Raw genomic sequence first — 24,258 nt, forward strand, 5'->3', positions numbered from 1 at the left:
CATGACCGGGGGTAGCGGGACCGTCGGCCCCCCTCGGGCCGACGGTCCTGCGCTAACACAAGAGTGGGTCGTGCCCGGTCCGGCGCTCGTCGAAACCGGACCGGGCACGGGTCTAGGTTGCGATGACGTTCCTCGCGTCGGCGGTGCCCACCCGCCATGCCCAGCGCCAGCCGTCCACGACCGCGATGGCCGCGCCGAACACGGCCAGCAGTATCGCCAGCCGCGGCGGGCCGTCCACGGTGGTCGTGGTGAGCACCACGGTCACGGCCCAGATCTGCATTGCGGTGAACGGGATCGCGACGCACGCGGCGAAGAAGCCGCGGCGGTAGCGAACAGGATCACGGGCAGGGAGAAAAGGTTCCATGATTGCCGCCCCCTCCAAGGGATTCGTCACTGTCATGGAACCCGCACCAGCACGGGAAGTCTGTGTCATCTGACACACATGTAGGAATGCCGGAGATCAGTTCGTCCGGCGGGTGAACACGGACTGAACTGCGCCGTGAACAGATGATGCCACGCCCACGCAAGCCCCCCGCAACCTGACGAAACCCACCCGCACCAAAACCCCCGCCCATCCCCGATGCCAGCCGACCGCGGAAAAGGGGCGCCGACAGTCCGGAATATCCACGGAGAGGAACCGGATGAGGGGCCGCCGGGCGGTTTTGAGTCTGGTCATCCCCGAGCCGGCAGCGGCGATCGAGTTCATCTCGAGCGGCTCAGGAGGAGTTCGACGCGGGCGCCGGAATCGGCGTGCTCCGGCACGATCGTGCTCACCGCGAAGGTGTGACTGGTCGCGACGGTGTGGCTGGTCGCCTGGCGGCGCAAGGCCTGGCAACTGGGCACCGACACCGGCGTGCTGTCGCTCTGCCTGGCCAGCCTGACAGCGGTCACTGCCGCCGGACTGCACGGAACCGGATCGCGTCGAGCCGAGATCGTGTGGAGTCGGGGCTGTGTCGAGCCGGGACCCTGCCGAACCAGGGCCGCGTCAAGTCGGGACCAGGTCGAACCTGCGCCACATCAAACCCCAAGCGCACCAACCTCCGCACCAACCCCCCGCAACAAAACCCCCGCCCTCCCAGGGGGCCGGCCCCGATGCCAGTCTACCGAGGGGGAGGGCACCGACCACGGGTTTTGCCGTGCGAGTGGGCCGTTCGCACGGGGTTCACCGCACTGGGGGATATCACCGGGCGAGGCGGCGGAGCTCTTCCTCGTTGTGCACGCGGATCCAGCCTCGGCCGGTGGTCACCACGCCGCGTTCCCGCAGTTCCCGCAGGGCCCGTGCGTACGACTCGCGCGATGTGGCCGCGTTGGCGGCGAGTTGCTGCTGGGTGGATTCGTGGCGGATCTCGATGCCGTTGCCGTTGCGGCGGCCGTACTGAAGCGCGAGCTCCAGCAGTTGGGCGTAGACGCGTCTGCTTGAGCTTCCGCCGCCGTACTCGGCTCGTTGTCTGCCTATCTCGCGTAAGCGCCCGCTGAAGACGCCAAGGAGGGCCCAGCCGATCCGGGCGTGTTGCTGGCAGATGGTCGCGAAGCGGGTGCCCGTGAGCGTGATCACTTCCACGGGGTCGAGGGCCTGCAGGGTCGCTGAGCGGGGGCCGTTGTCCAGCGCGGCCTGTTCGCCGATGATGTCGCCCGCCGCGCGGACGCCGATGACCACCTCGCGGTCGTCGATGGTGTGGGTCAGCACGCGCACGTGGCCGTTGAGCACGACGATCACATGGTTGGACTGGTCCCCCTCATGGCACAGGTAGTCGCCCGGCCGGTAGCCGCGCCGGGTGGCGAGGTTCTCGATGACCTGGCGGTCAGGCGCGCTGAGCCGCCCCCAGAAGCTGTCCTCCACCTGATCAGGCTGCCAAGTGAAGGACACCTCTCACAACCGGGTGACCCTAATGGCGTACGCCGGACGGGTGCGATCCGCGCCGGGAGGTTGCAGCCGCCGGTGGACTTCGCTAAGTCCGTTAGTGGGCGCACCGGCACGCGCGGAGGTGGCCAGGCATGCTTGGAACGGGGGACGCCTGGCTTGGAGTCGTCGCCGCACTCGAACGGGTGCAGGTGCTGCGCGATCCGGCCGGCCGCGGCCTCTGTCTCGACCTGCTCACCCACTACCTGGGTTTTCCGTTGCAGGTCCGGCATTTCCCGGCGACCAGACAGCACTTGTTCAGCATCCTGCTGGCGTGTGAGCAGGTACCGGACGCGTTCCCAGCACTGATCAAGGTTCTGGACGAGCTCGAACCGGGCTCGCAGGCGGTGCTGTCCGCGCAGCGGATGATCACCGCGGGCATCCCGCACCAGCGTACGGACATCCCTCAGCTGCATCCGGGAGGCAGTGAAATGGATCAGCCCGTTCCCGTTCCCCTCCGAACCGCCGAGCAGCCCGCCGTGTGGGGCGCCGTCCCACCGCGCAACGACAACTTCACCGGCCGGTCCCGTCTGCTGGACGCGGTGCACGAGCACCTCGCGACCGTGGCCCTGCTGGGCATGGGCGGGGTCGGCAAGTCGCAGATCGCCACCGAGTTCGCGTACCGGAACGCGGTGAACTACGAGCTGGTCTGGTGGATCCCGGCCGAGGAGCAGACCCAGGCGCAGGCCGCTTTGGTGGAACTGGCGCAGCGGCTGCGGTTGCCGGTCGAACCGAGTGCGGACGCGGCCGTGCCTGCGGTCCTGGCCGCGCTGGGCACGGGTGAGCCGTACCGGAACTGGTTGCTGGTCTTCGACAACGCCGACCGCCCGGAGGATGTCCGCCCGTTCTTCCCCAAGGGCCCGGGTCATGTGTTGATCACCTCCCGCAACGCCCAGTGGGCCACGGTCACCGAGGCGGTCGAGGTGGATGTCTTCTCCAGAACGGAAAGCGTGCAACTGCTGCAGCGCCGCAACCGGGACCTCACCGACACCGACGCGAACCGGCTTGCCGAAGCATTGGGCGACTTGCCTTTGGCGGTCGAGCAGGCCGCGGCCTGGCACGCGGAAACGGGAATGCCGGTCGACGACTACCTCGACCTCTATGAGGACAGGCGGGAACAGTTGCGCTCCAACGACGACGTCCAGCTCGCGGTGGCAGCGACGTGGGCGCTCTCGATGGACCGGCTGAGCACCGAGAACCAGGGCGCGTTCGTTCTGCTGCGAGTGTGCGCTTTCCTCGCACCGGAACCTATTCCACGCACGATGTTCGTCAACGTCCCCGAGCTGCCCGGATTCGCACGCCTGGAGGAGACGCTGCGGGACCCGGTGCAGCTCAGCCGGGCCATCCGGGACATCAACCGCTACAGCCTCGCGCGAGTCGACCAGCGCACCGACACGATCCAGCTGCATCGGTTGGTACAGCTGGCTTTGCGCGTCCAGCTGGACGAGACTTCGCAACGCGAACTGCGGCACGCGGCGCACCTGATCCTGGCCAGCGCGGATCCCGGCCAGCCGGACAACGTCGAGGCCTGGTCGCGGTATTCCGAGCTTATGCCGCATGCGATCGCCTGCCAGGCCGCGGACTGCATGAATCCGCGCGCGCGGCGGCTGGCGATCAATGTCGTCGTTTTCCTGTTCGCCTGGGGAGATCCGGAGGCTGCCCGGGAAATGGCCGCTGACCTGGTCACTCGTTGGCAGGACACGCTCGGCGAGAACCACCGCGACACGCTCATCGCGGCCCGCTGGATCGGGCGCGCGCTACGTCAGCTGGGCCGGTTCGACGAGGCAAGACGGGTGGGCGAACGAACTTTGACGTTGATGCGCGACCACCTCGGCGACGACCACGAGGACACCCTGCTGACCGCGCACGCCGTCGCGTCGGATTGGCGCGCCAAAGGGGATTTCCGTGCGGCGCGAGACTTGAACGAGGACGCCTACCGCAAAGCCCGCGCGCGGTTCGGTGACGACGACACACATACCTTGGCAGCGGCCAACAATTACGCGCTGAGCCTCAGGTTGAACGGTGACCCGGAGGCGGCGCGCATTCTCGACGAGGACACCTGGCGGCGGAAAGTCGTTGTCCAGGGCGAGAACCACCGGCACACACTGTTGACTTTGGACAACCTGTCGGTGGATCTGCTGGAGTGCGGGCGATGGCTGCAGGCGCGTCAGATGCAGGAGCTGACCGTGCGGCGGTTCCGCGAACACGTCGGCGTCCGGCACCCGATGACCTTGGCGGCCACCAAGAACCTGGCCGTGGCGCGGCGGAGATCTGGTGACCCCGCGACCGCCCTTCCGCTGGCACAACTGGCTTTTGATGGGTTTGTGTCCCGCTACGGACCTGGCCAGCCGGATGCCATGTCGGCTCTGATGTGCCTGTCGGTGAACCTGCGTCAACTCGGCCGCCGCGAGGAGGCCCGCCAGCTCGGCCTGCGCGTGCATTCGCTTTACCAACAGGCTTGGGGCGACCGGCATCCGTTCACGTCGGCCGCCGCAACAAACCTCGCGGTCACCCTCGGTGTGCTGGGTGAACTCGGCGAGGCCCGGTACCTCAACGACAAGGCCCTGCGCCGCATGCGGGCCGTCCTCGGCAACGACCATCCGTTCACCCTGGCCTGCGCGGTCAATCTCGCCACCGACCTGGCTCGGTCCGGCCAGTACGGCGCTGCCCGCGACCTCAACCTGGCCACTCTCGACCGTGCCCGCAGCGCGCTGGCTGTCGATCACCCCACCACCCTCGCCGCCGCCATCAACCTGGCCATGGACCTCCGCAGCCTCGGTCAGCACGACGAGTCCGCCGACCTGCAGAACGACACCGTCGAACGCCTCAGCCAGGTCCTCGGCCCCGACCACCCGGCGACCATCAGCGCGGCCAACAACCACAGAGCGGTGGCGGATATTGACGCCCCACAGATCTGACTTGACGACTACCGCAGGGAGCGGAGGCGGTCGGCCATTCCGGCGACGAATTTCCGGCCGTCTTCGGTCAATCCCGAAGTGTTCCGGATGGCGGTGAAGGCCGTCTCAAGCTGTTCGCGAGCGGTGCCGAGATGGAATTGCGCAGCCTCGTCGCCGAATTCGCGCTGAGTGTGCCAGAAAATGGCGACCTGGAGAAAAGAATAAATGCCGTGCAGGACACCGCTCAATGGCCGAGGGTCCTCGCGCCACGGCGACGCGAAAAGAGTTTCATCGGCCGGGTCGAACAGTGCGGAAATCCGAATGATCGCACTGAACTTGCTGTGCGCGAATTCGTGGACGAGCGTTTCGGCGACCTCGGCCGCGGTTGGCCGAGGCGCGAGGCCGATGCAGCCGAACCCGTCCCGGGGCGTGCCGCTGTAGGGAGTGGACCCGCCGCCGGGCAGGGCGGGCACGAGCAACGTCAGTGCCAGATCCAGCTGGGCCGCCATCGCGGGATGGTTCTGCCGCAGCAGTTCCCACGCCGCGGCCAGCATGTCCCGCCAGCGCGCGAAGTCCTCATCGGACAACCGCACGAGCACTTCCCGCGGCAGGCCCCGGTATGGCTCGAGATCGTCCAGCAGTACGCCCCCTGCGGACAGGCGGCGGGAGGCACGCCACCGCGGACCGTCCACTCCGACGTCGGTGAGCACAAGATCAGACAGGATCACCTTGTCGCTCATGTGTCCGATGGGGACGAGGGACCACTCCTCGGTCAGGCCGAGGTCCGCCACGCCCAGCGACGGCAGTACGACTTTTCCCTTGCGAGCAAGTACTTGCCCGGTGAACTCGACGCCACTCAGGATCGCAGCGGCCGCCGCGATGTTGTCCCCGTACCGGGCCACCGTCCAGTGAGGATTCCTCAGCGTACGGCCCAGCCACACGGCGACCGGCGGGTGGCCGAGCAATCGGAAGGCGGCCGCCCGGTCCGCGGTGATCGCCCGTTTGAGCAGGTCACAGGCCGCCTGGAGGGTCGGGGCGACCTTCAGCGACTGGGGCAGCAGGAGCAGCACCCAGCTCAGCTGGGTCGACATCAGCTTCTGGAGCGTGGCCACGGCCTCGCGGCAGTGTGCGATGTCGTCCCATTCGGCTGCGGACAGGTCATATTTGCGCAACTGGGTCCTCGCCGCAGTACTGATTCTGGAGCACTGGCGGGATGCGATCGTTTGCCTTACCGAACAGCTCGGCGAGTTCCGCCAGCTCGGCGCTCGCGAACAGCTCGTCGACGGCGACATCGGTGAGGTCAGGCAGCAAAGCAGTCACTGAAGGTCCTTTCCGATGAGCGGGATCCCCCAGACGCGGGAATGGTAACCCCGGGAATCTCGACTCCGCTCGTCGCACATACCCGACACGCCAGGTCGCAAATATTGACTTCGCTGAAGCGCTCTTCTCAACGGCCGCTGGGGTATTAGGCCAAATGGCCTAATCGTTCGTCGGGGTGCTGGGCGTTCGCGTGGGCGGGTCGTCCTCTACTTTGTCGGCATGACGTCGATGTGGGGTTCGCCGGTGGCGGCCAGGGCAAGGGCGTGGTGGCGGGCGCGCAACGATCCGGGGCAGGCGCGGTTCCTGACCGTGGACTCGCTGCGGTGGGTGATCCGCAACCGGGCGTGGACGCCGTGGTACCTGGTGCGGTACTGGCGGCTGCTGCGGTTCCGGCTGGCCAACCCGCACGTCATCCTGCGCGGCATGGTGTTCCTGGGCAAGAATGTCGAGCTGCACTGCCGGCCCGGCTACGGCCGGCTGGAGATCGGCCGGTGGGTGCACATCGGCGACGGCAATGCGATCCGCTGCCACGAGGGTTCGCTGCGGATCGGCGACAAGGCCGTGTTCGGGCGGATGAACGTGGTCAACTGCTACCTCGACATCGAGTTCGGCGACGCCTCGCTGGTGGCCGACTGGGTGTATATCTGCGACTTCGATCACGTCACCGAGGACATCCACGTGCCGATCAAGGACCAGGGCATCGTGAAGTCGCCGGTGCGGATCGGCCCGGACACGTGGATCGGCACCAAGGTGTCGGTGCTGCGCGGCACCAGGATTGGCCGCGGCTGCGTGATGGGCGCGCATTCCGTGGTGCGCGGCGAGATTCCCGACTACGCCATCGCGGTGGGCTCACCGGCCCGGGTCGTGCGCGACCGGCTGGCCGATTACGAGGCGAAAGCGGAGCGCCGGGCGGCGATCGCGGATATGGACCGGAAAGCCCGCGAAGCGGTGAAAAAGGCGCTGAAAGAGGACGTTTAGCTGAACGCGTTGCCGGTGGCGATCTTGGGCCGGCCCAACGGCCCTCGATCGCACACCTGAGCGGACGCGTAGACGTCGATTGTGGACGCGGCGATGTGCGCCCAGTCGAAATCGCTCGACAGCCGCGCTTTGGCGGCCTTGGCGCGGCGTTTGGCCGCGGCGGGGTCGTCGAGTACCGCCCGGACGGCGGCGGTCATGCCGTCGATGTCCCCGGGTGGGAACGACAGGCCGGTCTCGCCGTCGATGACCACCTCGCCCAGCCCGCCCGCGGTCGACGCGACCAGCGGAGCCCCGGCGGCGGCCGCCTCCAGCGCCACGATCCCGAACGGCTCGTACTTGCTCGGCAGCACGACGACGTCCGCGGCGGCCAGGGCGGCCACGAGCTGGTCGTCGGTGAGGTGGCCGACGAAGTCGACGGACCGCTTGACCCGCGCCTTGCGGGCGTCCTCGATCAGCTGCGGGCCGTGGATTCCCTTGCCCGCCACCACGAGCCGCGTGCCCGGGTGCGACCGGCGGATCCGCGGCAGGGCGGCGATCAGGTCCTGGACGCCCTTCTCCCACTCCAGCCGGCCGAAGAACAGCAGCATCGGCCCGCCGCCGGGGTTGTACTGCTCGTGCGTGGCGCGGACGGTCGCGGCGGGCACCCGCCAGGACCGTTGCGAGATCCCGTTGTGGATCACGGTGATGTCCGCCGGATCGAGGTCGAACAGGAACGCGACCTCGGTGCGCATCGCCGCCGAACAGGTCACCAGGGCGTCGGCGCGGTTGGCCAGCCACCACTCGACCGAGTGCACCTGCTGGTTCAACGGGTGCGACAGCCACCCGCTGTGCCGGCCGGCCTCGGTCGCGTGAATCGTCGCGACCAGGGGCTTGCGGGTGTGGTCGGCCAGCGCGACGGCGGGGTGCGTGACCAGCCAGTCGTGCGCGTGGATGACGTCCGGCGACCACTCGTCCAGCAGCGCGAGCCCGGCGCGGACCATCGCGTGGCCCATGGCCAGGGTCCACGCCACCAGGTCACGCTCGAACACCAGGTGCGGCGGGTCCTCGGCGACGCGGATCACCCGCACGCCCTCGCTCACCTCGTCGGTGGTGGGGTGCGTCGACGCGTCCGTCCCGGCCTGCTGGCGGCACAGCACGACGACCTCGTGTCCTTGCGCCGCGACCTGCGTGGCCAGCGCGTGCACATGACGGCCCAGCCCACCGACGATCACCGGCGGGTACTCCCAGGACAACATCAAGACGCGCATGAGGCACTGATCCTCGCATCCCCGGTCCCGGACCTACTCACCGGTACCCCTAACAAGTGCTTGGTAGACCTCGGGCGTCCAGGTGACCGAACAGGTAGTCCTCCGCCCGCAGCTGCCCGGCGCGGGCGGTAGCGCGGTCCAAGTGGCCCAGCCGAAGCAGCTCGGACAGCTCGCCGAACCGCTCCGCGTGCACCTTCGCCCGTCGCCGCGCGTAGTCGGCGGCCGAGTCCTTGGTGACCATGAACGCCCAGTCGCTGGACAACGCGAGCAAGGCCTCGCGAACGAGCTGGTCGGCCGCGGAACTCCGGTACCCGCGCGGGAAAGAGTCCACAACAGACAGAAGGTCGTGCTGCAGCGACGATCCCATGGCCACCAGGTCGGCGACCTGCTCGCCGTCCCAGTTGCGCCAGTCCTTTCCGCTGCCCCACGAGGAAGCGGGCAGGTCCACCCGCGAACCCACGTGCCCGGCCTCGATCGCGCCCTGCAGGGTCGTCACCCGGACCCCGGCCTCGGGCAGGCTGCGCAGCACGGTTTCCAGCCACGCCGGGCCCTCGTGCCACCAGTGCCCGAACAACTCGGTGTCATAAGCCGCCACCACGAGGGAATCCGGCGGCAGACCGTCCAAACGCCGCACAACCGTGTCCACGAAGTCCTGCGCATGTTGTTGTACCGCAAGGGCAGCACGCGCGGGCTCGTACGGTTGCTTCTCCTCAGGCGGGACCTGCTTGCCGGTCACGCGGGACGGCTTCAGCCCGGAAGGATGGTCGTACGTATGGAAATCACGGTAGTCGGCGTGCCCGGGGTACCCGGCCTTCGGCGACCAGACGCGGTAGGTGACTTCGAGGTCGCGGCCGAAGCACACGACATCCGAGTCACCCACAGTCCGTGCCGCGGCGGTGTTTCCGTGCAACGAAGGACCGTCCACAAGGAACCGTTGCACGCCCGCGGCCGCGTACCCGACTTCCATCCCTGGCGCGTAGCCACATTCCGGCGCCCAGATCCCGGCCGGGCGGTGGCCGATCCGTGACTGGGTGTCGTCCAACCCGGTTCGCAACGCGAAGTCGCGGACCTGCGGCTCCAGCAACGGCTGGAACGGGTGCGTGGCGGGGCCACCCAGCAGCTCGATCACACCCGAGTCGGCCAACGGCCGCAGCACGGGCGAAAACCCGTGCCGCCACTGGGTTTCGAACGTCTCCAAGGCCCGGGCGGACGTCTGGAACTCGGCCGCCGCGAGGTCCCGCAGCACCGGGTCGCGCCACCGGGTCCCGGCGAACTGGGACCGCAGATGCCAGTTGCCCAGCCAGTCGTGAAAGGCGCGCAGGCAATACGGATCGTCGAGCTGCGCGGCCAGAACCGGAGTGACGCCAAGGGTGAGCATGTCCCGCCGGCCCTCGTCGGCGAACCGCTGCAACAGGTCCACGACCGGCAGGTACGAGTGCGCCCACGCCTGGTAGAGCCATTCCTCGCCGACCGGCCAGGTTCCGTGGTGCGCCAGCCACGGCAGGTGGCTGTGCAGGACGATGCAGAACGTGCCCCTCACGGTTTGACCGCCACGCCGACGAGATCGAGGCTGTTGTCCACATCGGACGCGGCGAGCACGAAGTCCTGGCTGGTGATCGACTTCACCGCGCCGAGCAGGTCCTCAGGCCAGGCGCCGCCGGAGACCGCGACCCGCACCTGCGCCTCGATGATCGACCCGAACCGCGCGTCCAGCTCGCGGATCGCCGGACCGTGGCTCAACCCGGCCATCAGCTCGATCCGGAAACCGGCGTCCACCAGCAACGATGTCAGCTCAGCGGCGGAGAGCTCCCTGGTGTGGAACGGGTTCAGCGGCTTGTCCAGGCCGGGCGAGAAGGTGATCCGGTTCGGCGTGGTGATCAGCAGCCGCCCACCCGGCCGCAGCACGCGCAGGCACTCGGCCAGGAACCCGGGCTGGTCCCACAGATGCTCGATGACCTGCAGGTTCGCCACCACATCGACGGACGCCGACGCCAGCGGCAGGCCGGCCAGGTTGCCCCGCAGAACCTGCACCCGCGGATACGCGCGGGCCACGTGCTGGGTCGTGAGCAGGTCGTAGTCGAGCCCGATGACGGTCCTCGCCGTGCCCGCGAGCAGGTCGGCGCCGTATCCCTCACCGCACCCGGCCTCCAGGACGACCGCGTCCCGGCAGTACGAGGCCAGGATCAAGTACGCGGCCTCGTGTCGCCGGAACCAGTAGTTCTCCTCGGCGACACCGGGCACGGTCCGTTCACCCGTCAGCGGGAGAGGATCAGCCGTCACCCCGGCAGCCTACCCACGAGTACGCCGACCTTCGTGCAAGGTAGTTTGTGCACAGGGAGTGACGAGTATTAGCACAGAGTGGGGATCCACCATGATCACACGTCGATCCATGCTGGCCGGCGCCGCCGGGGTGGCGGGAACGGTGCTGTTCGGGGGTACCGCGCAGGCCGCGGCCTGCGGGCCGGACGTCGAGCTGCGGGCGCGGCCGGACCTCGCGGTCACCGTCCGCAGCCGGGCCGGCTGGGGCGCGAACGAGAACCACCGGTTCGACAGCGCGGGCAAGGAGATCTGGCCCGCGGAGTTCTACAAGATCCAGGCGGTCACCGTGCACCACGCCGGGTACGACGACGGCAAGGACCCGGTCGCCGCCGTCCGCGACATCTACTACAACCACGCCGTCACCAGCGGCTACGGCGACATCGGCTACCACCTGCTGATCGACTGGAACGGCGTGGTCTACGAAGGCCGCTACTCCGGTACCGACTGCGTGCCGGTGCTCAACCCCAGTGGCCTGGCCGTGAACGCGGCCCACGTCGTCAACTACAACGCGGCCAACGTCGGCATCTGCCTGCTGCACAACCTCAGCACGGTCCAGCCGACCCAAGCCGCCCTGGACGCCCTCACCCGCACCGCCGCCGTCCTCTGCTCGCTCAGCAAGCTCGACCCGACTGCCACGATCAAGTACACCAACCCGATCAACAACAAGACCGCGACCGTGCCGAGCCTGTCCGGTCACCGCGACTGGGCCGAAACCGAATGCCCAGGCAACCTGCTCTACCCCCAGCTGCCCCAGATCCGCGCCAACGCCAAAAAGCTCCTCTGACGGCCGCACTCACAAGGGGTGACTAGGGCTCGAGGTCGCGGAGGTCGACGGGGCCCGCGTAGTAGGAGCCGACAGCGTGGTCGGCGCCTGCCGCGCGCCACCAGGCGGCTTGTTCGGGCGTCTCGATGCCGTCGACGGTGACCTGAACGCCGGCGGCGTGGGCGACGTCGAGGAGATCCATCAGGGCCTGGCCGATCAGCGCGGACTTGCCCGACGCGTGCCGGTCCACCAGCCGGCGGGAGATCCGGGCCGCCTGGACGGGGAGGTCCTCGAGGCACTCGATGTCGCCCGCCGCGCTGCCGAAGTCGTGCACGGCGGTGCCGATCCCGTTCTCCGCCAGCAGTTTCAAGTTGTCGACGGCTTCGCCCCGGTCGGCCAGCAGGACCCGGGCGGGCATGCCGACCTCCAGCAGGTCGGGTCCCAGACCGGTGTCGTTGAGGGTGGTGAGCACCGCGCCGACCAGGTCCGGGTCGCAGGCCTGGTTCGGGGTGAGGTCGATGACCAGCGGCGACGTCCGGGAGAACTCCGTGTTCCACCAATGGACCTGGGTGCACGCGTCGTCGAACAGGGTGTCCCGCAACGGGATGATCAGCCCGGTGTGCTCCGCGAGATCGAGTACGGCGGTGTGCGGGATGACGCCAGCCGTCTCGTGCTTCCACTGCAGCATGCCCTCGAAGCCGATCCGCACGCCGTCGGACAGGCGCACCAGCGGACGGCACGCCACGGTGATGTCGCCGAGTTCCAACGCGCCGGGCATCTCCGCGGTGAGGCTGAAGCGTTCGCGGTCGCGGCGGTCGGCGTCGCGGTCGAACAGACCCCATTGGCGGCGGCCGTTCACCTTCGCGCGCCGCAACGTCATGTCGGCCGTGCGCAGCAGTTCGGTGACGTCCGCGTCGGCGGGCGGCCGGTGCACGACGCCGATGCTCGCCGAGGCGGCGACCCCGTGGCCCTCGAAGTAGATCGGCTCGGCCAGTTCGGTGTTGATGCTGGCGATGGTGGCCACCACATCCGGTGTGGTGTCGGAGTTCTCCACCAGGATCGCGAACTCGTCGCCGTCGAACCGGGCGACCATCGCGTTCTCCCCGGCCACCACGGCCTTCAGCCGCTGCGCCACGTTCATCAGCACCCGGTCGCCGACGCTGCGGCCCAGGCCGTCGGTGATCATCGAGAACGCGTCCAGGTCCAGGTGGTACAGGGTCGCGCCGGTCTTCGGGTTCGCCTGGCGCAGCACGCTTTCCATCCGCGTGGTGAAGTACTGCCGGTTCGGCAGGCCGGTCAGCACGTCGTGCAGCGACTGGTGGCTCAACTGGGCCTGCAGCAACGACATCTCGGTCTCGTCGTGCACGGTCACCAGCAGCTGCGCCGGATCCCGCAGCACGGTCAGCCGCACCGACGCTCGCACCGCCTCGCCGTCCTTGCGGATCAGCCGCCGCTGCTGGTGCAGCCGTTCCATCCAGCCGTCCACGAGGTCCTTGGCCGCCGCCTGGATGAACGGCACCTCGTCCGGGTCGACGACGTCGTAGAACGTCAGCGCCGCCAGCTCTTCGGCCGACCGGTCCAGCATCACGGTCAGCGCCTCGTTGCAGCGCAGGAACGCCCCGTGCAGGTCCAGCACCGCGATACCGGTCGAGCTGGAGGCCATCACCGCGTCGAACCGCGCCTCGGCCGCCCGCAGGTGCCGCTGCCGGTCCGCGCCCGCGCGCAGCAGCGCGTCCTTGAGGTCCTCCTGCTGCTTGAACACGAACTGCCGGGCGGCCTCGGTGTAGTCGTTGGTCAGCACGCCGAGGACCTGCACGGCGCGGTCGATGTGCCGCCCGTCGCGGCGGATCAGCTCCTGCTCGGTCAGCAACGCCTTGCCCAGCACGTCCACCGACCGCCGCAGGCTCATCGGGCCGGTGCAGCGCATCTGGACCAGGCGGGCGCCCACGCCCAGCACCTTCTCCGGGTCGAACGGCTCGCTCAGCGCCGCGTCGAACACGGTCTCGACCATCTCGCGCATCGCCGCGTCGATCTCCGGCTGGGACATCGGCAGGTACGCGGTGGAGCTGATCAGGTACGCCCACTTGCGCGCGACCCTGGACCGGGCCCGGGCATGGTCGGCCGCCGGTCTGGCGGGCTCAGGCGCGTCGTGGAGCGGTGAGGTCATGTCCTCTGCCCAGTGTTTCTGGGGACTGAAGTCTGGGGGAAACGTCTTGGTGTGACTGGGGTTGCAGCCACTCCGTGGCGGCGAGCGTACCCATTTCCGGTCAAGATCGGCCGAACCTGGGAGCGGTTCCCTCGATCGGGTGAATAAAACGTGTACTGCCGGTGTGAGTGAATCGCGCCTGATGAGACCAGGTGTGGGAAATTCCTGCGCCACAGTAGGAACTGACAGGAACCCGCCGTGGGCACGTCATCGACGCTGAGTGACCTTCGTCACTCGGCGCGGGACACCGTGATCCCGACCGCGCCCGGGCCGACGTGCACGCCGATCGCCGACGAGACCTCGGTGATGACGGCCTCGCGCGCCTGCGGCAACCGCGGCTTCAGCTCGTCCAGGATCGTTGTGGCGCGCGGGATGTTGCCGAAGTGCTCGACCGCGATGTCCACCATGCCGTCGCCCGCGCGGGAGACCGCGGTCTCGACCATCCGGCGCAGCGCCCGTTCCGAGCCGAAACCCTTGTCCTGTGGCGCGATCTCGCCTTCATGCACGGTGAGCACCGGCTTGAGCGACAGGGCGTTGCCGACCAGCGCGGCCGCGGCGCCGATCTTTCCCCCGCGCCGCAAGTACTCCAGCGTGTCCACATAGATCAGCTCGGACGAGGCCCGGCAGCGCTTCACCGCGGCGTCGATCACCCGGCGCGGGTTGCCGCCCGCGCCCGCCACGCGGGCCGCCGCCAGCACGGCATAACCCAAGCTCATCCCGCAGGTCGCGGAATCCACGATATGGATGGGAATGCGCATCTGCGCCGCCGCGCGGCTGGCCGCCTTGCAGGTCTCGGACATGCGCGAGGACACGTGGATCGACACGATCGCGTCGGCGCTCTGTGCCACCTGCTGGTACAGCCGGTAGAAGGTGGCCGGGTCGGGTGGCGCGGTCTGCACGGGCGTCCGGTTCTTCAGGGCGTGCACCAGGTGCTCGTTGGGCACGAACGCCTCCTCGGCGACGTGGTCACCGATCCGGATCTGGATCTGGGCGATCGACACCCCCCACTGCCTGGCCAGATCCGGGGGAAGGCAAGCGGTCGAGTCGGTCACTACTGCTACACGGCCGTGCATAGGAAGCCAGACTAATGGTTATCACCCGGATGGACGCAACCGTGTTGGTCCTTCACTGCGCCCAACCGTTTCCATCGCACGTCAAGCGGTCGGGTGAGTACTGTCACGCCATACCATTCACACAAGCTATGCTACTCGTTAGTAACATAGCTGGGTGTCGCAGGCCACCATGCCGGGGGTGGGTCGACATGGGAGTCTCTCTATCAGCACAGACAGCAGTACGTGGGAGGTCGAAGAAGACCCATGCCTAACATCGTTGTCCTGGTCAAGCAGGTGCCCGACACCTACTCCGAGCGCAGGCTCGCGAGTGCTGACCACACTCTGGACCGTGCGTCGGCTGACGCCGTGCTCGACGAGATCAACGAGCGCGCCGTCGAGGAGGCCCTGCAGATCAAGGAGGCGCAGGGCGGCGAGGTGACGGTGCTGACCGCCGGCCCCGAGCGGGCCACCGACGCGATCCGCAAGGCCCTGTCGATGGGCGCGGACAAGGCCGTGCACGTCAGCGACGAGTCGCTGCACGGCGCCGACATCATCCAGACCGCCAAGGTGCTCGCCAAGGCGATCGGCACCATCGAGGGCTACGACCTCGTCATCGCCGGCAACGAGTCGACCGACGGCGTCGGCGGCGCGATCCCCGCGATGCTCGCCGAGCTGCTCGGCCTGCCGCAGCTCACCCACGCCCGCAAGGTCGAGATCGACGGCACGAGCGTGAAGGTGGAGCGCGAGACCGACACCGGCCGCACCTTCCTCGAGGCGAGCCTGCCCGCGGTGGTCAGCGTCGGCGAGAAGATCAACGAGCCGCGCTACCCGTCCTTCAAGGGCATCATGGCCGCCAAGAAGAAGCCGGTCAGCACGCTGACCGTGGCGGACCTCGGCATCGACGCGGGTGAGGTCGGCCTGGCGAACGCGTTCACGGCGGTGTCCGAGTCCGCGCCCAAGCCGCCGCGCTCGGCCGGTCAGCAGGTCACCGACGAGGGCGACGGCGGTTCCAAGATCGCCGAGTACCTCGTGTCCCAGAAGCTCATCTGACGAGCCGTACGAGCGAGGAGGAAACCAAGTCATGGCAGAGGTTCTGGTCCTCGTCGACGAACTCGACGGCGAGGTCAAGAAGGTCACGTTCGAGCTGCTCACCGCCGCTCGCCGGCTCGGTGAGCCGTCGGCCGTCGTCGTCGGCACGCCCGGCACCGCCGGCAAGATCAAGGACGCGCTGGCGTCCTACGGTGCCGCCAAGGTCTACGTGGCCGAGTCCGACGAGGCCGCCGGCTACCTGGTGACCCCGAAGGTCGACGTCCTGGCCGCCCTGGTGGCCCAGACGTCGCCGGCGGCCGTGCTGGTCGCCGCGACCGCGGAGGGCAAGGAGGTGTCCGGGCGCCTGGCGATCCGGCTGGGCTCCGGTCTGCTCTACGACGCGGTCGACGTGGACGGCGAGGGCGTCACCACGCACTCGGTGTTCGGTGGCGCGTTCACCGCGAAGGCCAAGGCCACCAAGGGTGTCCCGGTCATCTCGCTGCGCGCGGGCGCGGTCGAGCCGGAGCGGGCGGACGGTGCGGCGGCCGAGGAAACCGTTGAGGTGCCCGCGGTCGACGCCGCCAAGGCCACCAGGATCACCGGCACCGAGCCGGTCGTCGGTGGCGACCGCCCGGAGCTCACCGAGGCCTCGGTGGTCGTGTCCGGCGGCCGTGGTGTGGGCAGCGCGGAGAGCTTCTCGGTCGTCGAGGCGCTCGCCGACGCGCTCGGTGGTGCCGTGGGCGCGTCGCGTGCCGCGGTCGACTCCGGCTACTACCCGCACCAGTTCCAGGTCGGCCAGACCGGCAAGACGGTGTCCCCGCAGCTGTACATCGCGCTGGGCATCTCGGGTGCGATCCAGCACCGCGCCGGAATGCAGACCTCGAAGACGATCATCGCGGTGAACAAGGACGCCGAGGCGCCGATCTTCGAAATCGCCGACTACGGTGTCGTCGGTGATCTTTTCCAGGTCGCGCCGCAACTGACCGAAGAGGTCGCCAAGCGCAAGGGCTGACTGGTCCACAGATCGACACAGCAGGTCATCGGGCGTGCGCGGGAAGTTCGTCTTTCCGCGCACGCCTCTTTTTATTCCCGCTCCTCGCTTAAAGTGATCTTGCTCGCGGCGTCGTCCTTCAGGGTGACCCCGTCTCAGGGTATTCACCTATTTTCCACTGATGAGTCAGAAAGTCGGCTTGTCGAAGGTCATCTGGCGCGGGTAGAACGAGTGCCATGACTCAGGCGCAGGTGCTCGTCAGTACCGCCACCGCAGGGACCGAGCTGGCGGAGGACGCCCCCCGGTACTCGATGCTGCTGGCGAGAGAGGGCGACGAGGTCGTCGCCGCTCAGCGCCTCCGGCACCAGGTGTTCGCCGGCGAGATGGGCGCCACGCTGCACTCGCCCACACCGGGCCTGGACATCGACGAGTTCGACGAGTTCTGCGACCACCTCGTGGTGCGCGAGGACCGCACCGGCGAGATCGTCAGCACCTACCGGATGCTGCCGCCGGACCGGGCCGCGCAGGCCGGGAAGCTGTACTCGGAGACCGAGTTCGACCTCAGCGCGCTGGCGACGCTGTTGCCCGGCGTGGTCGAGACCGGCCGGTCCTGCGTGCACCCCGACCACCGCACCGGCGCCGTGGTGAGCCTGATGTGGGCCGGCATCGCCCGGTACATGCTGCTCACCGGCCGCACGATGCTCGCGGGCTGCGCCTCGGTGCCGCTCGCCGACGGTGGCAACCTGGCCGCCGCGGTCTGGAACATGGTGCGCGACAACCACTTGTCACCGCCCGAGTACCGGGTGCGCCCGCTGCACCCGTGGCAGCCGGACGGGATCCGTCCCGCGCCGCGCACACTGGTCCCGCCGCTGCTCAAGGGGTACCTGCGGCTGGGCGCGTGGGTCTGCGGGCCACCCGCGCTGGACGCCGACTTCGGCGTCGCCGACCTGTTCGTCCTTCTCGACATCGAGAAGGTTGATCCGCGATACGTGAAGTTCTTCCTGGGGGAGCAAGGGTGAGGGGACACCTCTGGCAGCCGGAGTCACCGTGTGGCACGAGCTGCATGTCTGGACACGTGCCCACGGTCGGGCGGATCCGGCGCACGACGCGGCTCTGGCGAGCCATCGCCGTGCTGCTGACCGGCCCGTTCCTGGCGATGGGCATGCCGTTCTACAGCAAGAAGACGCGCGAGAGCGTGGTCCGGTGGTTCTTCCGCGGCATCGCGAAGTCCTTCGGCATCCGCTTCGAGGTGCACGGCGCGCACGTCCTGCATGAGTTCGCCGAGGCCGGGCGCGGTGGCCTGGTGGTGTCGAACCACATCTCGTGGCTGGACATCGTCGCCGTCAACGCGGTGCAGCCGATGCGCGCGCAGGCCAAGAAGGAGGTCGCCGGCTGGCCCATCATCGGCAAGCTGTCCACCGCCGCGCGCTCGGTCTACCTGGACCGCGAAAGCCTCCGCGCGCTGCCGGACGCGGTGGACGAGCTGATGAAGGCCATGCGCGGCGGCTCGCTGGTGAACGTCTCGCCGGAGGGCACCACCTGGTGCGGCCTGGCCCGCGGCCGGTTCCGCCCGGCGATGTTCCAGGCGGCGATCGACGCCGACGTGCCGGTGATCCCGTTCGTGCTGCGCTACCGGCTGGAGGACGGCCGGGACACCACCGCACCGGCGTTCATCGGTGACGAGACCCTGATCACCTCACTCAAGCGCACCGCCCGCACCCGCGGCCTGGTGCTCGAGGTGCACGTGCTCGACCCGATCGAGCCGTCGCGCGCCAAGGATCGCCGCGAGCTGACCGAGATCACCCAGACGGCGGTGCGCGAGGTGCTCAGCCGCACGCAGACACTGCCCGAGTTCGAGCACCCCACCCTCCCGGTCGGCTGAGGTTGACCTCCAACGCACTTGAGGTTGCACACTCGGACGCGTGACGTCGACCGAGGTTCGCCAGCGGGGAAGTGCTTTGTGGACACCCGACTACCGCGCGGTGTCCATCGGGATGACCCTGCTGGTGACCTTGGTCGCGTTCGAGAACCTCGGCGTGAACACGGCCATGCCGCGGATGGTGGCCGAGCTGCACGGCGAGGCGCTGTACTCGTGGCCGTTCACCGTGTTCCTGGTGACCAGCCTGATCGCCAACGTCCTGGCCGGGCGCCTGTGCGACACCCGTGGCCCGGCTTTCGGGCTGTACACCGGGGTTTCGCTGTTCCTGCTCGGGCTGGTCGTGGCGGGCACGGCGAGCTCCATGTGGATGTTGCTGATCGGGCGTGCGCTGCAGGGACTCGGCGGCGGCACCGAGTCGGTCGCGATGTACGTGATGATCGCGTACGTGTACCCGGAACGGTCGCAACCGGCGGTGTTCGGGTTGCTGAGTACGGCTTGGGTACTGCCCTCCCTGGTCGGTCCCGCCGCTGCCGGTTTGGTGACTGAGCAGGCTTCGTGGCGGTGGGTGTTCCTGGGGCTCGTGCCGTTTTCGTTGGCGGGTGCGGCTTTGCTGTTGCCCGCGGTCCGGCGTTTGCCGGAAAGGGCTCCCGCGGGGCCTGGGAAACGCGGTCTCGCTGTGTCCGCTGTTGTTGCGGCCGTGGGGATTTCGGCGCTGGCTTGGGCCGCTGAGCATCCTTCGGTGTCTTCTTTGGTTCTGGGCATCGCGGGTTTGGCCGTGCTCGCGCCTTCTTTGTTGCGGCTGTTTCCGTCCGGGACGTTGCGGGCCCGGCGTGGGCTGCCGGTCACGATTCTGGCCCGTGGTCTGCTCGCGGGTGCTTACACCGCCATTGAGGTCTACGTGACACTGAACCTGACCGCCGTGCAAGGGTTCACGCCGTTGACCGCCGGGCTTCCGTTGACCTTCGGGGCTTTGGCGTGGTCGGCGACCGCGTTCATCCCGGCGCGCAACGTGGATGTCTCGCGGTGGGTGTTCGTGCGGTGGGGACTGGGCCTGCTCGCGGTCGGGTCCGCGGCGATGGTCGTGGTCAGCTCGCTGCCGGGATGGGGCTGGTTCACTTACGTGGCTTGGGTGATCGCCAGCGCTGGAATGGGCTTCGCCTACTCCAGCCTGAGTGTGTTGACGATCCGGTTCTCCGAGCCGAACGAGCAGGGCGCGAACGCGGCGTCGCTGCAGGTCTCCGAACGCGTCTTCAGCGCCGTTTTCGTTGGCGTGGGCGGGGTTCTGCTGGCCCTGCTCGCCTCACCGCAGCACCCGACCCCAGCCATGGTGGTGCTGGACCTCGCCATGGCCGGGGTCGCGTTGCTCGGTGTGCTACTGGTCCGACCCGGTCGGGTGGCCGTCCCTGGGGGTACCGCCACCTGATGACTCACCCCTCGTGCACCGGGTTTCTCCGCTCCGACACCCGTGCACGAGGGGTGTCCAGCCGCCCGGGGGTAAGCCCCCGGGCGGCTGCTGTGTCCATTTTGTTCAGTGCTAGTTCAGTGCTAGTTCAGTGCTAGTTCAGGGCGACGTGCAGGATCTTGGTGTTGCTGTTGTTTCCGGTGCTGTCCTTGTCGCCGTTGGATGTCGTCAGCCAGAGGCCGCCGTCGGGGCTGGGCTCCACTGTCCTCAAGCGACCGTAGGTGCCCTGGAAGTAGGCCACCGGGGTGTCCGTGGTGCTGCCGGTGATCTTCATGCGGTACAGGCGTTCGCCGCGCAGGCACGCCACGAACAGCGTGTCGTTGGCGATCCCGAGGCCGCCCGGCGAGCAGTTGGCGACGCTCCAGGTGCGGATCGGCTTGATGTACGCGGAGTTGCCGCAGTCGCCGGACGTGCCTTCGCACTTGGGCCAGCCGTAGTTGCCGCCCTTCTTGACCAGGTTCAGCTCGTCCATGATGGAGTTGCCGAGCTCGGCCTCCCAGAGCCGGCCCTGCGAGTCGAAGTACAGGCCTTCGATGTTGCGGTGGCCGTAGCTGAAGATGTACTTGCCGGGGAACGGGTTGTCCGACGGCACGGTGCCGTCCGGGTTGAGCCGCAGGATCTTTCCGTTCATCGAGTTGAGATCCTGTGCGCGGTCACCGTTCTGGCCGTCGCCCACGCCGGCGTACAGCTTGCCGTCCGGGCCGAACCGCAGCCGGCCGCCGTTGTGGAACTTGTTGCGCACGATCCCGGTCAGCAGCACCTGCTCGGTGCCCAGGGCGCCGTTCTCGTACTTGATCCGCACGATCCGGTTGTCGCTCGGGCTGGTGTGGTAGATGTACAACCAGTGGTCGGAGTTGAAGTTCGGCGAGACCTGCAGGCCGAGCAGACCGCCCTCACCGTCCGTTCCGGACACGTTGGGCACGGTGCCGACCGTGGTCTTGGTGCCCGACGGGGTGACGCGGGTGATCTTGTGCGTGTCCCGCTCGTTGTACAGCGCGGAGCCGTCCGGCAGGAAGTCCAGACCCCAAGGCACGTCGGTGCTTGTGGTGATCTGCTTGACCTCACCGATGACGTCGCCGCCGGTCTTGGTCCGCGCGGTGATCGAATTGCTCGCGTCGGAAAGGTTTCCGGCGTCGTCGTAGGCCTTGACCGTGAAGCTGTAGTCGGTGTTGGCCTTCAGGCCGTCGATCGTGGCGGTGGTGGTCGTCGAGGAACCGACCTGCTGGCCGCTGGAGTACACGTAGTAGCCGACCACGCCGATGTTGTCGGTGGACGCGTTCCAGGACAACGTGACGCTGTTCGCGGTCGTCGCCGTGGCCTTCAGGTTGCCCGGCGCGCTCGGCGGAATGGGGTCGACCTCCTTCGGCGGCGTGTGCACCGCCACGGTCTCGCTCGCCTGCGAGACGTTGCCCGCCGCGTCACGCGCGTTGACGTAGAAGCCGTAGTCCTTGTTCGGCGTCAACCCGGTCAGCGTGGCGGATGTCCCACTCACCGACGTGACCAATTGGCCGTTGTTGTAGATGTCGTAGGCGACCACACCCACGTTGTCGGTCGAGGCGGTCCACGTGAGCTTCGCGCTCGTCGAGGTCACGTCGCTCGCCTTGAGGTTGGTGGGCGTCGTCGGCGGCTCGGACTCGCCACCGGACGTGCCGTACACCTGGAACTCCTGCAGCGAGTAGCCGTAGGCCGAACCAGTGCGGCACCGCACGGTCCCGTACACGCGCACATACCGCGCGGCACCACCGATCGCGAGGTCGTCGACTCCACCATCGCCGGTGGTGGTGCTGTAGATGCTGTTCCAGGTGTTCGCGTCGTTCGACAACTCCACGCGGTAGGACTTCGCACACGACAGGTCCCACGTCAGCTTGACCGACGAGACCGTCGACGGCCCGCCCAGATCCACGTAGATCCACGCGGGGTCGATGTTCTTCTGACTGGCCCACCTCGTGGACGTGCTGCCGTCAACAGCGTTCTTGCCCGCATACGCGTCACCGCCGGTCGACGACACCTTCACGGGCTTGTTCTGCGACAGAAGGACAGGCGCCGCACTGACAGCAGGAGCGACAGCCACAGCCATCGCCACGGCCACCAAGCCGGACGCGGCCATCCGCCATCGAGACAGGGGTACCACAGGGTCCTCCGATGATCGTCATGGACTCAAAGGTGCCTGCGGCGGAAGAGGCTCGATCAATGTAAACGTTTCCAGCAACCCCGTCCAGTACCCACCCCATCGCCCACCGTGAACACCTCAGGTCCCGAGGTTCCCCACCACGAACTCCGCCGCCTTGACCGCCTTGCCACACCAGTCAGCGGCAACTCCGGTACTGACAGCCCGGACCTCGATTCCCTGCTTGGGTCCGGTGGCGACGAAGACCTGGCAGTTGTAGACCGGCGGCTTCGAGTCGCCCTGCCGCTTCACCCCTGGGAACCCACCGACGGTGATCGCCTCGAACACCACCCAGTAGGGCTTGTCGGCTTCGTCGTAGTAGAGCTGGAGCACATCCATCACCGTGTTGAAGCTGAGGTCGAACGTCGTTTTGCCGCCATCCAACGACCACCGGCACAGATTTGTCGCGCGGAGAACCTGGTATGAGCTCAGTTCGAGGGAAGCGACCTGCTGCTGGGTCAGTGCGTCACACGCTTGGGTGGTGTATTTCCGCATATCGAGTGTCCGGGACGGTTTCGGCGCCACCGACGGCCTGGACTGCGAGCTGCTGCTGGTGGTGGACGTTGCAGGCGTTGGGGGTGACGGCGTCGACTCGGCGCCTGTCGGCGGAGGAGGTGCCGGATCCTCCTGTTGCCCGCACGCCGCAACGAGCATCACCGCGGCAATGGCCCATCGCCTGATCATGACTCCCCTCCAGCGAGCCGCCTACCGATCAACCCAGCCGGGCGGCCGATCTGCTCGTTCTTGAGCTTCTCGCGTTCCTGTTCGACCTTGGGGCCGAAGGATGCCGGGTCCCGTTCCGTGCTGAAGAACCTGTCGTAGCTGAAGTCGGCTCCCTTGATGTCCATGCACAGCGGCAGGGGCTCGAGCAGCGGCACACGGACCTTGGCGAGTTCGCTTTCCTGGAGGGTGATCCACTTGGTGAGCTGGTTGAGGCCGTCCTCGAACGAGCCGCGCAGGTTGTTCCGTGTCTGCAGGTAACGCTGCACGACCTCCTTCGCCTCACTGCCTTCCATCACCGCCTGGTACGTCGCTGAACCGGCGCTGATGAAGCCGTCCAGGCCCCATTTGACGACTTCGCCCGCACTCTCGAACCGCGTGAACCCGGCGATGCACGCCTTGGCCACCTCGCCGAGGATGCTGACGAGCGCCTTGTTCTCCCGATCGGTCTGTTCCTTCATCTCCTTCTCGCAGGCAGCGATGGTCGCGTTCGCGATGTCGTGGTAGCTGCGGCGGGCATTCACCGCCAGTGCGTAGAGCGTGCCCATGCAGTGGGCCGCGAAGCCGATCTGGTTGTCCTGCTGCTGCATGAACGTCTCGATGTAGGACATCTGATGGCCGAACGCCAACGCGGCCTCGCCGTTCCAGTTCGCCTGCAGCCTGATGCCGGCTTCGTCCAGCAGGGCCTTGGCGACGGCGTCCTCGCCGGTCTGGGACGCGGCCCGCTGCATGCGTTCGAACTCGTCGATGATCTTCTGCGGGTCGAGGCTCATGAAGTCCTCGGCGTCCAAGCGGACCGACTCGACGACCGCGTTCACGTTCGTACCGGCGCTGACCCAGACACCCGCATCGGTGTACATATCGGCGATCTTGTTGCCCAGTTCCTGGGCCACGTCGTAGAGCTCGGCGTCTGTCTTCCAATCAGCCATTGTCACGCCTGCCCATCTGCGTGCCAGTAGGCGGCCACGATCGCGCGAAGCGCCGTTGCGGTGGCGTCGACGCGATCGCAGCCCACTCGTTGGCGATTGCCGAGGGTGTCCGTGAAATGCGCATACGCGTTCTGCACCACGTCGACGGCCGAATAGTGGCCGGGCCCGCCCAGTCCTTCGTGTGTCAGAAGGACGGTGGCCGGCCCGCGCAATGCGTTCGCGACCGACGGCAGGTTCTGCGTCGCGATCTTCTCCAACTCGGTCAGTTCGACCGCGAACTCGTTCATTGGTTCGGGCATGTCACCAAGCTCCCCACTCGGTTCGTTGCGTTCGACCGGTCTGACGGTAACGAACCGTACCCAGTTCCGTGCGGAGCGTCACAGGGTGGCGAATGGAGCG

22 protein-coding genes are annotated in these 24,258 nt (G+C 67.9%); 8 read left to right on the forward strand and 14 right to left on the reverse strand.

The window, feature by feature from the left end; genetic code table 11:
- Positions 1–112: 112 nt before the first annotated feature.
- From AB0J95_RS39000 to AB0J95_RS39010, 3 genes are all read right to left on the reverse strand, one after another.
- A complete protein-coding gene (locus AB0J95_RS39000; RefSeq protein ID WP_364769766.1) occupies positions 113–364 on the reverse strand; it encodes a hypothetical protein in 252 nt (83 codons plus the stop codon).
- Positions 365–702: 338 nt separating this feature from the next.
- Positions 703–891 (reverse strand): hypothetical protein, encoded by a 189-nt coding sequence (locus tag AB0J95_RS39005; protein ID WP_364769768.1) that lies wholly within the window; start codon positions 889–891, stop codon positions 703–705.
- 289 nt (positions 892–1,180) lie between these two features.
- Positions 1,181–1,840: a Crp/Fnr family transcriptional regulator gene (locus tag AB0J95_RS39010; RefSeq protein WP_364769770.1), complete on the reverse strand. Its 660-nt coding sequence runs from the start codon at positions 1,838–1,840 to the stop codon at positions 1,181–1,183.
- A gap of 155 nt (positions 1,841–1,995) precedes the next feature.
- Between AB0J95_RS39010 and fxsT the strand changes: the two genes are divergently transcribed.
- A complete protein-coding gene (gene fxsT, locus AB0J95_RS39015; protein WP_364769772.1) occupies positions 1,996–4,818 on the forward strand; it encodes an FxSxx-COOH system tetratricopeptide repeat protein in 2,823 nt (940 codons plus the stop codon).
- Positions 4,819–4,826: 8 nt separating this feature from the next.
- Here the strand turns inward: fxsT and AB0J95_RS39020 are convergent, their stop codons facing one another.
- Positions 4,827–5,969 carry an HEXXH motif domain-containing protein gene (locus AB0J95_RS39020; protein ID WP_364769774.1) on the reverse strand — a complete coding sequence of 381 codons (1,143 nt, stop codon included), beginning with the start codon at positions 5,967–5,969 and terminating at the stop codon, positions 4,827–4,829.
- Positions 5,956–6,117 carry a hypothetical protein gene (locus tag AB0J95_RS39025; RefSeq protein WP_364769776.1) on the reverse strand — a complete coding sequence of 54 codons (162 nt, stop codon included), beginning with the start codon at positions 6,115–6,117 and terminating at the stop codon, positions 5,956–5,958. The genes AB0J95_RS39020 and AB0J95_RS39025 overlap by 14 nt, the downstream gene beginning before the upstream one ends.
- 219 nt (positions 6,118–6,336) lie before the next feature.
- Between AB0J95_RS39025 and AB0J95_RS39030 the strand changes: the two genes are divergently transcribed.
- Positions 6,337–7,095 carry an acyltransferase gene (locus AB0J95_RS39030; protein ID WP_364769778.1) on the forward strand — a complete coding sequence of 253 codons (759 nt, stop codon included), beginning with the start codon at positions 6,337–6,339 and terminating at the stop codon, positions 7,093–7,095.
- Here AB0J95_RS39030 and AB0J95_RS39035 read toward each other — a convergent pair.
- Genes AB0J95_RS39035 through AB0J95_RS39045 form a run of 3 tightly spaced genes read right to left on the reverse strand, consistent with a single transcriptional unit; the run spans position 7,092 to position 10,622 of the window.
- Complete coding sequence (locus tag AB0J95_RS39035; protein WP_364769780.1) at positions 7,092–8,342, reverse strand: glycosyltransferase family 4 protein; 1,251 nt, start codon at positions 8,340–8,342, stop codon at positions 7,092–7,094. The genes AB0J95_RS39030 and AB0J95_RS39035 overlap by 4 nt on opposite strands.
- Positions 8,343–8,391: 49 nt before the next feature.
- On the reverse strand, positions 8,392–9,882 hold the full coding sequence (locus tag AB0J95_RS39040; protein WP_364769782.1) for a glycoside hydrolase family 57 protein: 1,491 nt from the start codon (positions 9,880–9,882) through the stop codon (positions 8,392–8,394).
- Positions 9,879–10,622, reverse strand: a complete 744-nt coding sequence (locus AB0J95_RS39045; protein ID WP_364769784.1) for a class I SAM-dependent methyltransferase — start codon at positions 10,620–10,622, stop codon at positions 9,879–9,881. The genes AB0J95_RS39040 and AB0J95_RS39045 overlap by 4 nt, the downstream gene beginning before the upstream one ends.
- A gap of 91 nt (positions 10,623–10,713) precedes the next feature.
- On the opposite strand from AB0J95_RS39045, the gene AB0J95_RS39050 reads away from it, so the two are divergent.
- Positions 10,714–11,445, forward strand: coding sequence for a peptidoglycan recognition family protein (locus tag AB0J95_RS39050; RefSeq protein ID WP_364769785.1), 732 nt, complete (start codon positions 10,714–10,716; stop codon positions 11,443–11,445).
- A gap of 22 nt (positions 11,446–11,467) precedes the next feature.
- Here the strand turns inward: AB0J95_RS39050 and AB0J95_RS39055 are convergent, their stop codons facing one another.
- Positions 11,468–13,591, reverse strand: coding sequence for an EAL domain-containing protein (locus AB0J95_RS39055; protein ID WP_364769787.1), 2,124 nt, complete (start codon positions 13,589–13,591; stop codon positions 11,468–11,470).
- 269 nt (positions 13,592–13,860) lie between these two features.
- On the reverse strand, positions 13,861–14,703 hold the full coding sequence (locus AB0J95_RS39060) for a DegV family protein (RefSeq protein WP_364769789.1): 843 nt from the start codon (positions 14,701–14,703) through the stop codon (positions 13,861–13,863).
- 243 nt (positions 14,704–14,946) lie between these two features.
- Between AB0J95_RS39060 and AB0J95_RS39065 the strand changes: the two genes are divergently transcribed.
- The 5 genes from AB0J95_RS39065 (at position 14,947) to AB0J95_RS39085 (ending at position 20,004) form a co-directional block, all read left to right on the forward strand.
- Positions 14,947–15,732 (forward strand): electron transfer flavoprotein subunit beta/FixA family protein, encoded by a 786-nt coding sequence (locus AB0J95_RS39065; protein WP_364769791.1) that lies wholly within the window; start codon positions 14,947–14,949, stop codon positions 15,730–15,732.
- 31 nt (positions 15,733–15,763) lie between these two features.
- Positions 15,764–16,723: an electron transfer flavoprotein subunit alpha/FixB family protein gene (locus AB0J95_RS39070; RefSeq protein ID WP_364769793.1), complete on the forward strand. Its 960-nt coding sequence runs from the start codon at positions 15,764–15,766 to the stop codon at positions 16,721–16,723.
- A 215-nt stretch (positions 16,724–16,938) separates the two neighbouring features.
- Positions 16,939–17,721, forward strand: a complete 783-nt coding sequence (locus AB0J95_RS39075) for a GNAT family N-acyltransferase (protein WP_364769795.1) — start codon at positions 16,939–16,941, stop codon at positions 17,719–17,721.
- Between the two features lie 44 nt (positions 17,722–17,765).
- The gene (locus AB0J95_RS39080) at positions 17,766–18,584 is read left to right on the forward strand and encodes a lysophospholipid acyltransferase family protein (protein WP_364769797.1); all 819 of its coding nucleotides are present in this window, start codon (positions 17,766–17,768) and stop codon (positions 18,582–18,584) included.
- A gap of 40 nt (positions 18,585–18,624) precedes the next feature.
- On the forward strand, positions 18,625–20,004 hold the full coding sequence (locus AB0J95_RS39085; RefSeq protein ID WP_364769799.1) for an MFS transporter: 1,380 nt from the start codon (positions 18,625–18,627) through the stop codon (positions 20,002–20,004).
- A gap of 133 nt (positions 20,005–20,137) precedes the next feature.
- Here AB0J95_RS39085 and AB0J95_RS39090 read toward each other — a convergent pair whose 3' ends face one another.
- From AB0J95_RS39090 to AB0J95_RS39105, 4 genes are all read right to left on the reverse strand, one after another.
- Complete coding sequence (locus AB0J95_RS39090; RefSeq protein WP_364769801.1) at positions 20,138–22,057, reverse strand: PQQ-dependent sugar dehydrogenase; 1,920 nt, start codon at positions 22,055–22,057, stop codon at positions 20,138–20,140.
- Positions 22,058–22,291: 234 nt separating this feature from the next.
- A complete protein-coding gene (locus tag AB0J95_RS39095; protein WP_364769803.1) occupies positions 22,292–22,894 on the reverse strand; it encodes a DUF3558 domain-containing protein in 603 nt (200 codons plus the stop codon).
- Entirely contained in the window at positions 22,891–23,859 is a 969-nt protein-coding gene (locus AB0J95_RS39100) for a hypothetical protein (protein ID WP_364769805.1), read from the reverse strand. Before AB0J95_RS39100 ends, AB0J95_RS39095 begins: the two co-directional genes overlap by 4 nt.
- Before the next feature lie 2 nt (positions 23,860–23,861).
- Entirely contained in the window at positions 23,862–24,146 is a 285-nt protein-coding gene (locus tag AB0J95_RS39105; RefSeq protein ID WP_364769807.1) for a hypothetical protein, read from the reverse strand.
- Positions 24,147–24,258: the final 112 nt, after the last annotated feature.

Source organism: Actinocrispum sp. NPDC049592 (genome assembly GCF_040675465.1).
Taxonomy (GTDB): domain Bacteria; phylum Actinomycetota; class Actinomycetes; order Mycobacteriales; family Pseudonocardiaceae; genus Kibdelosporangium.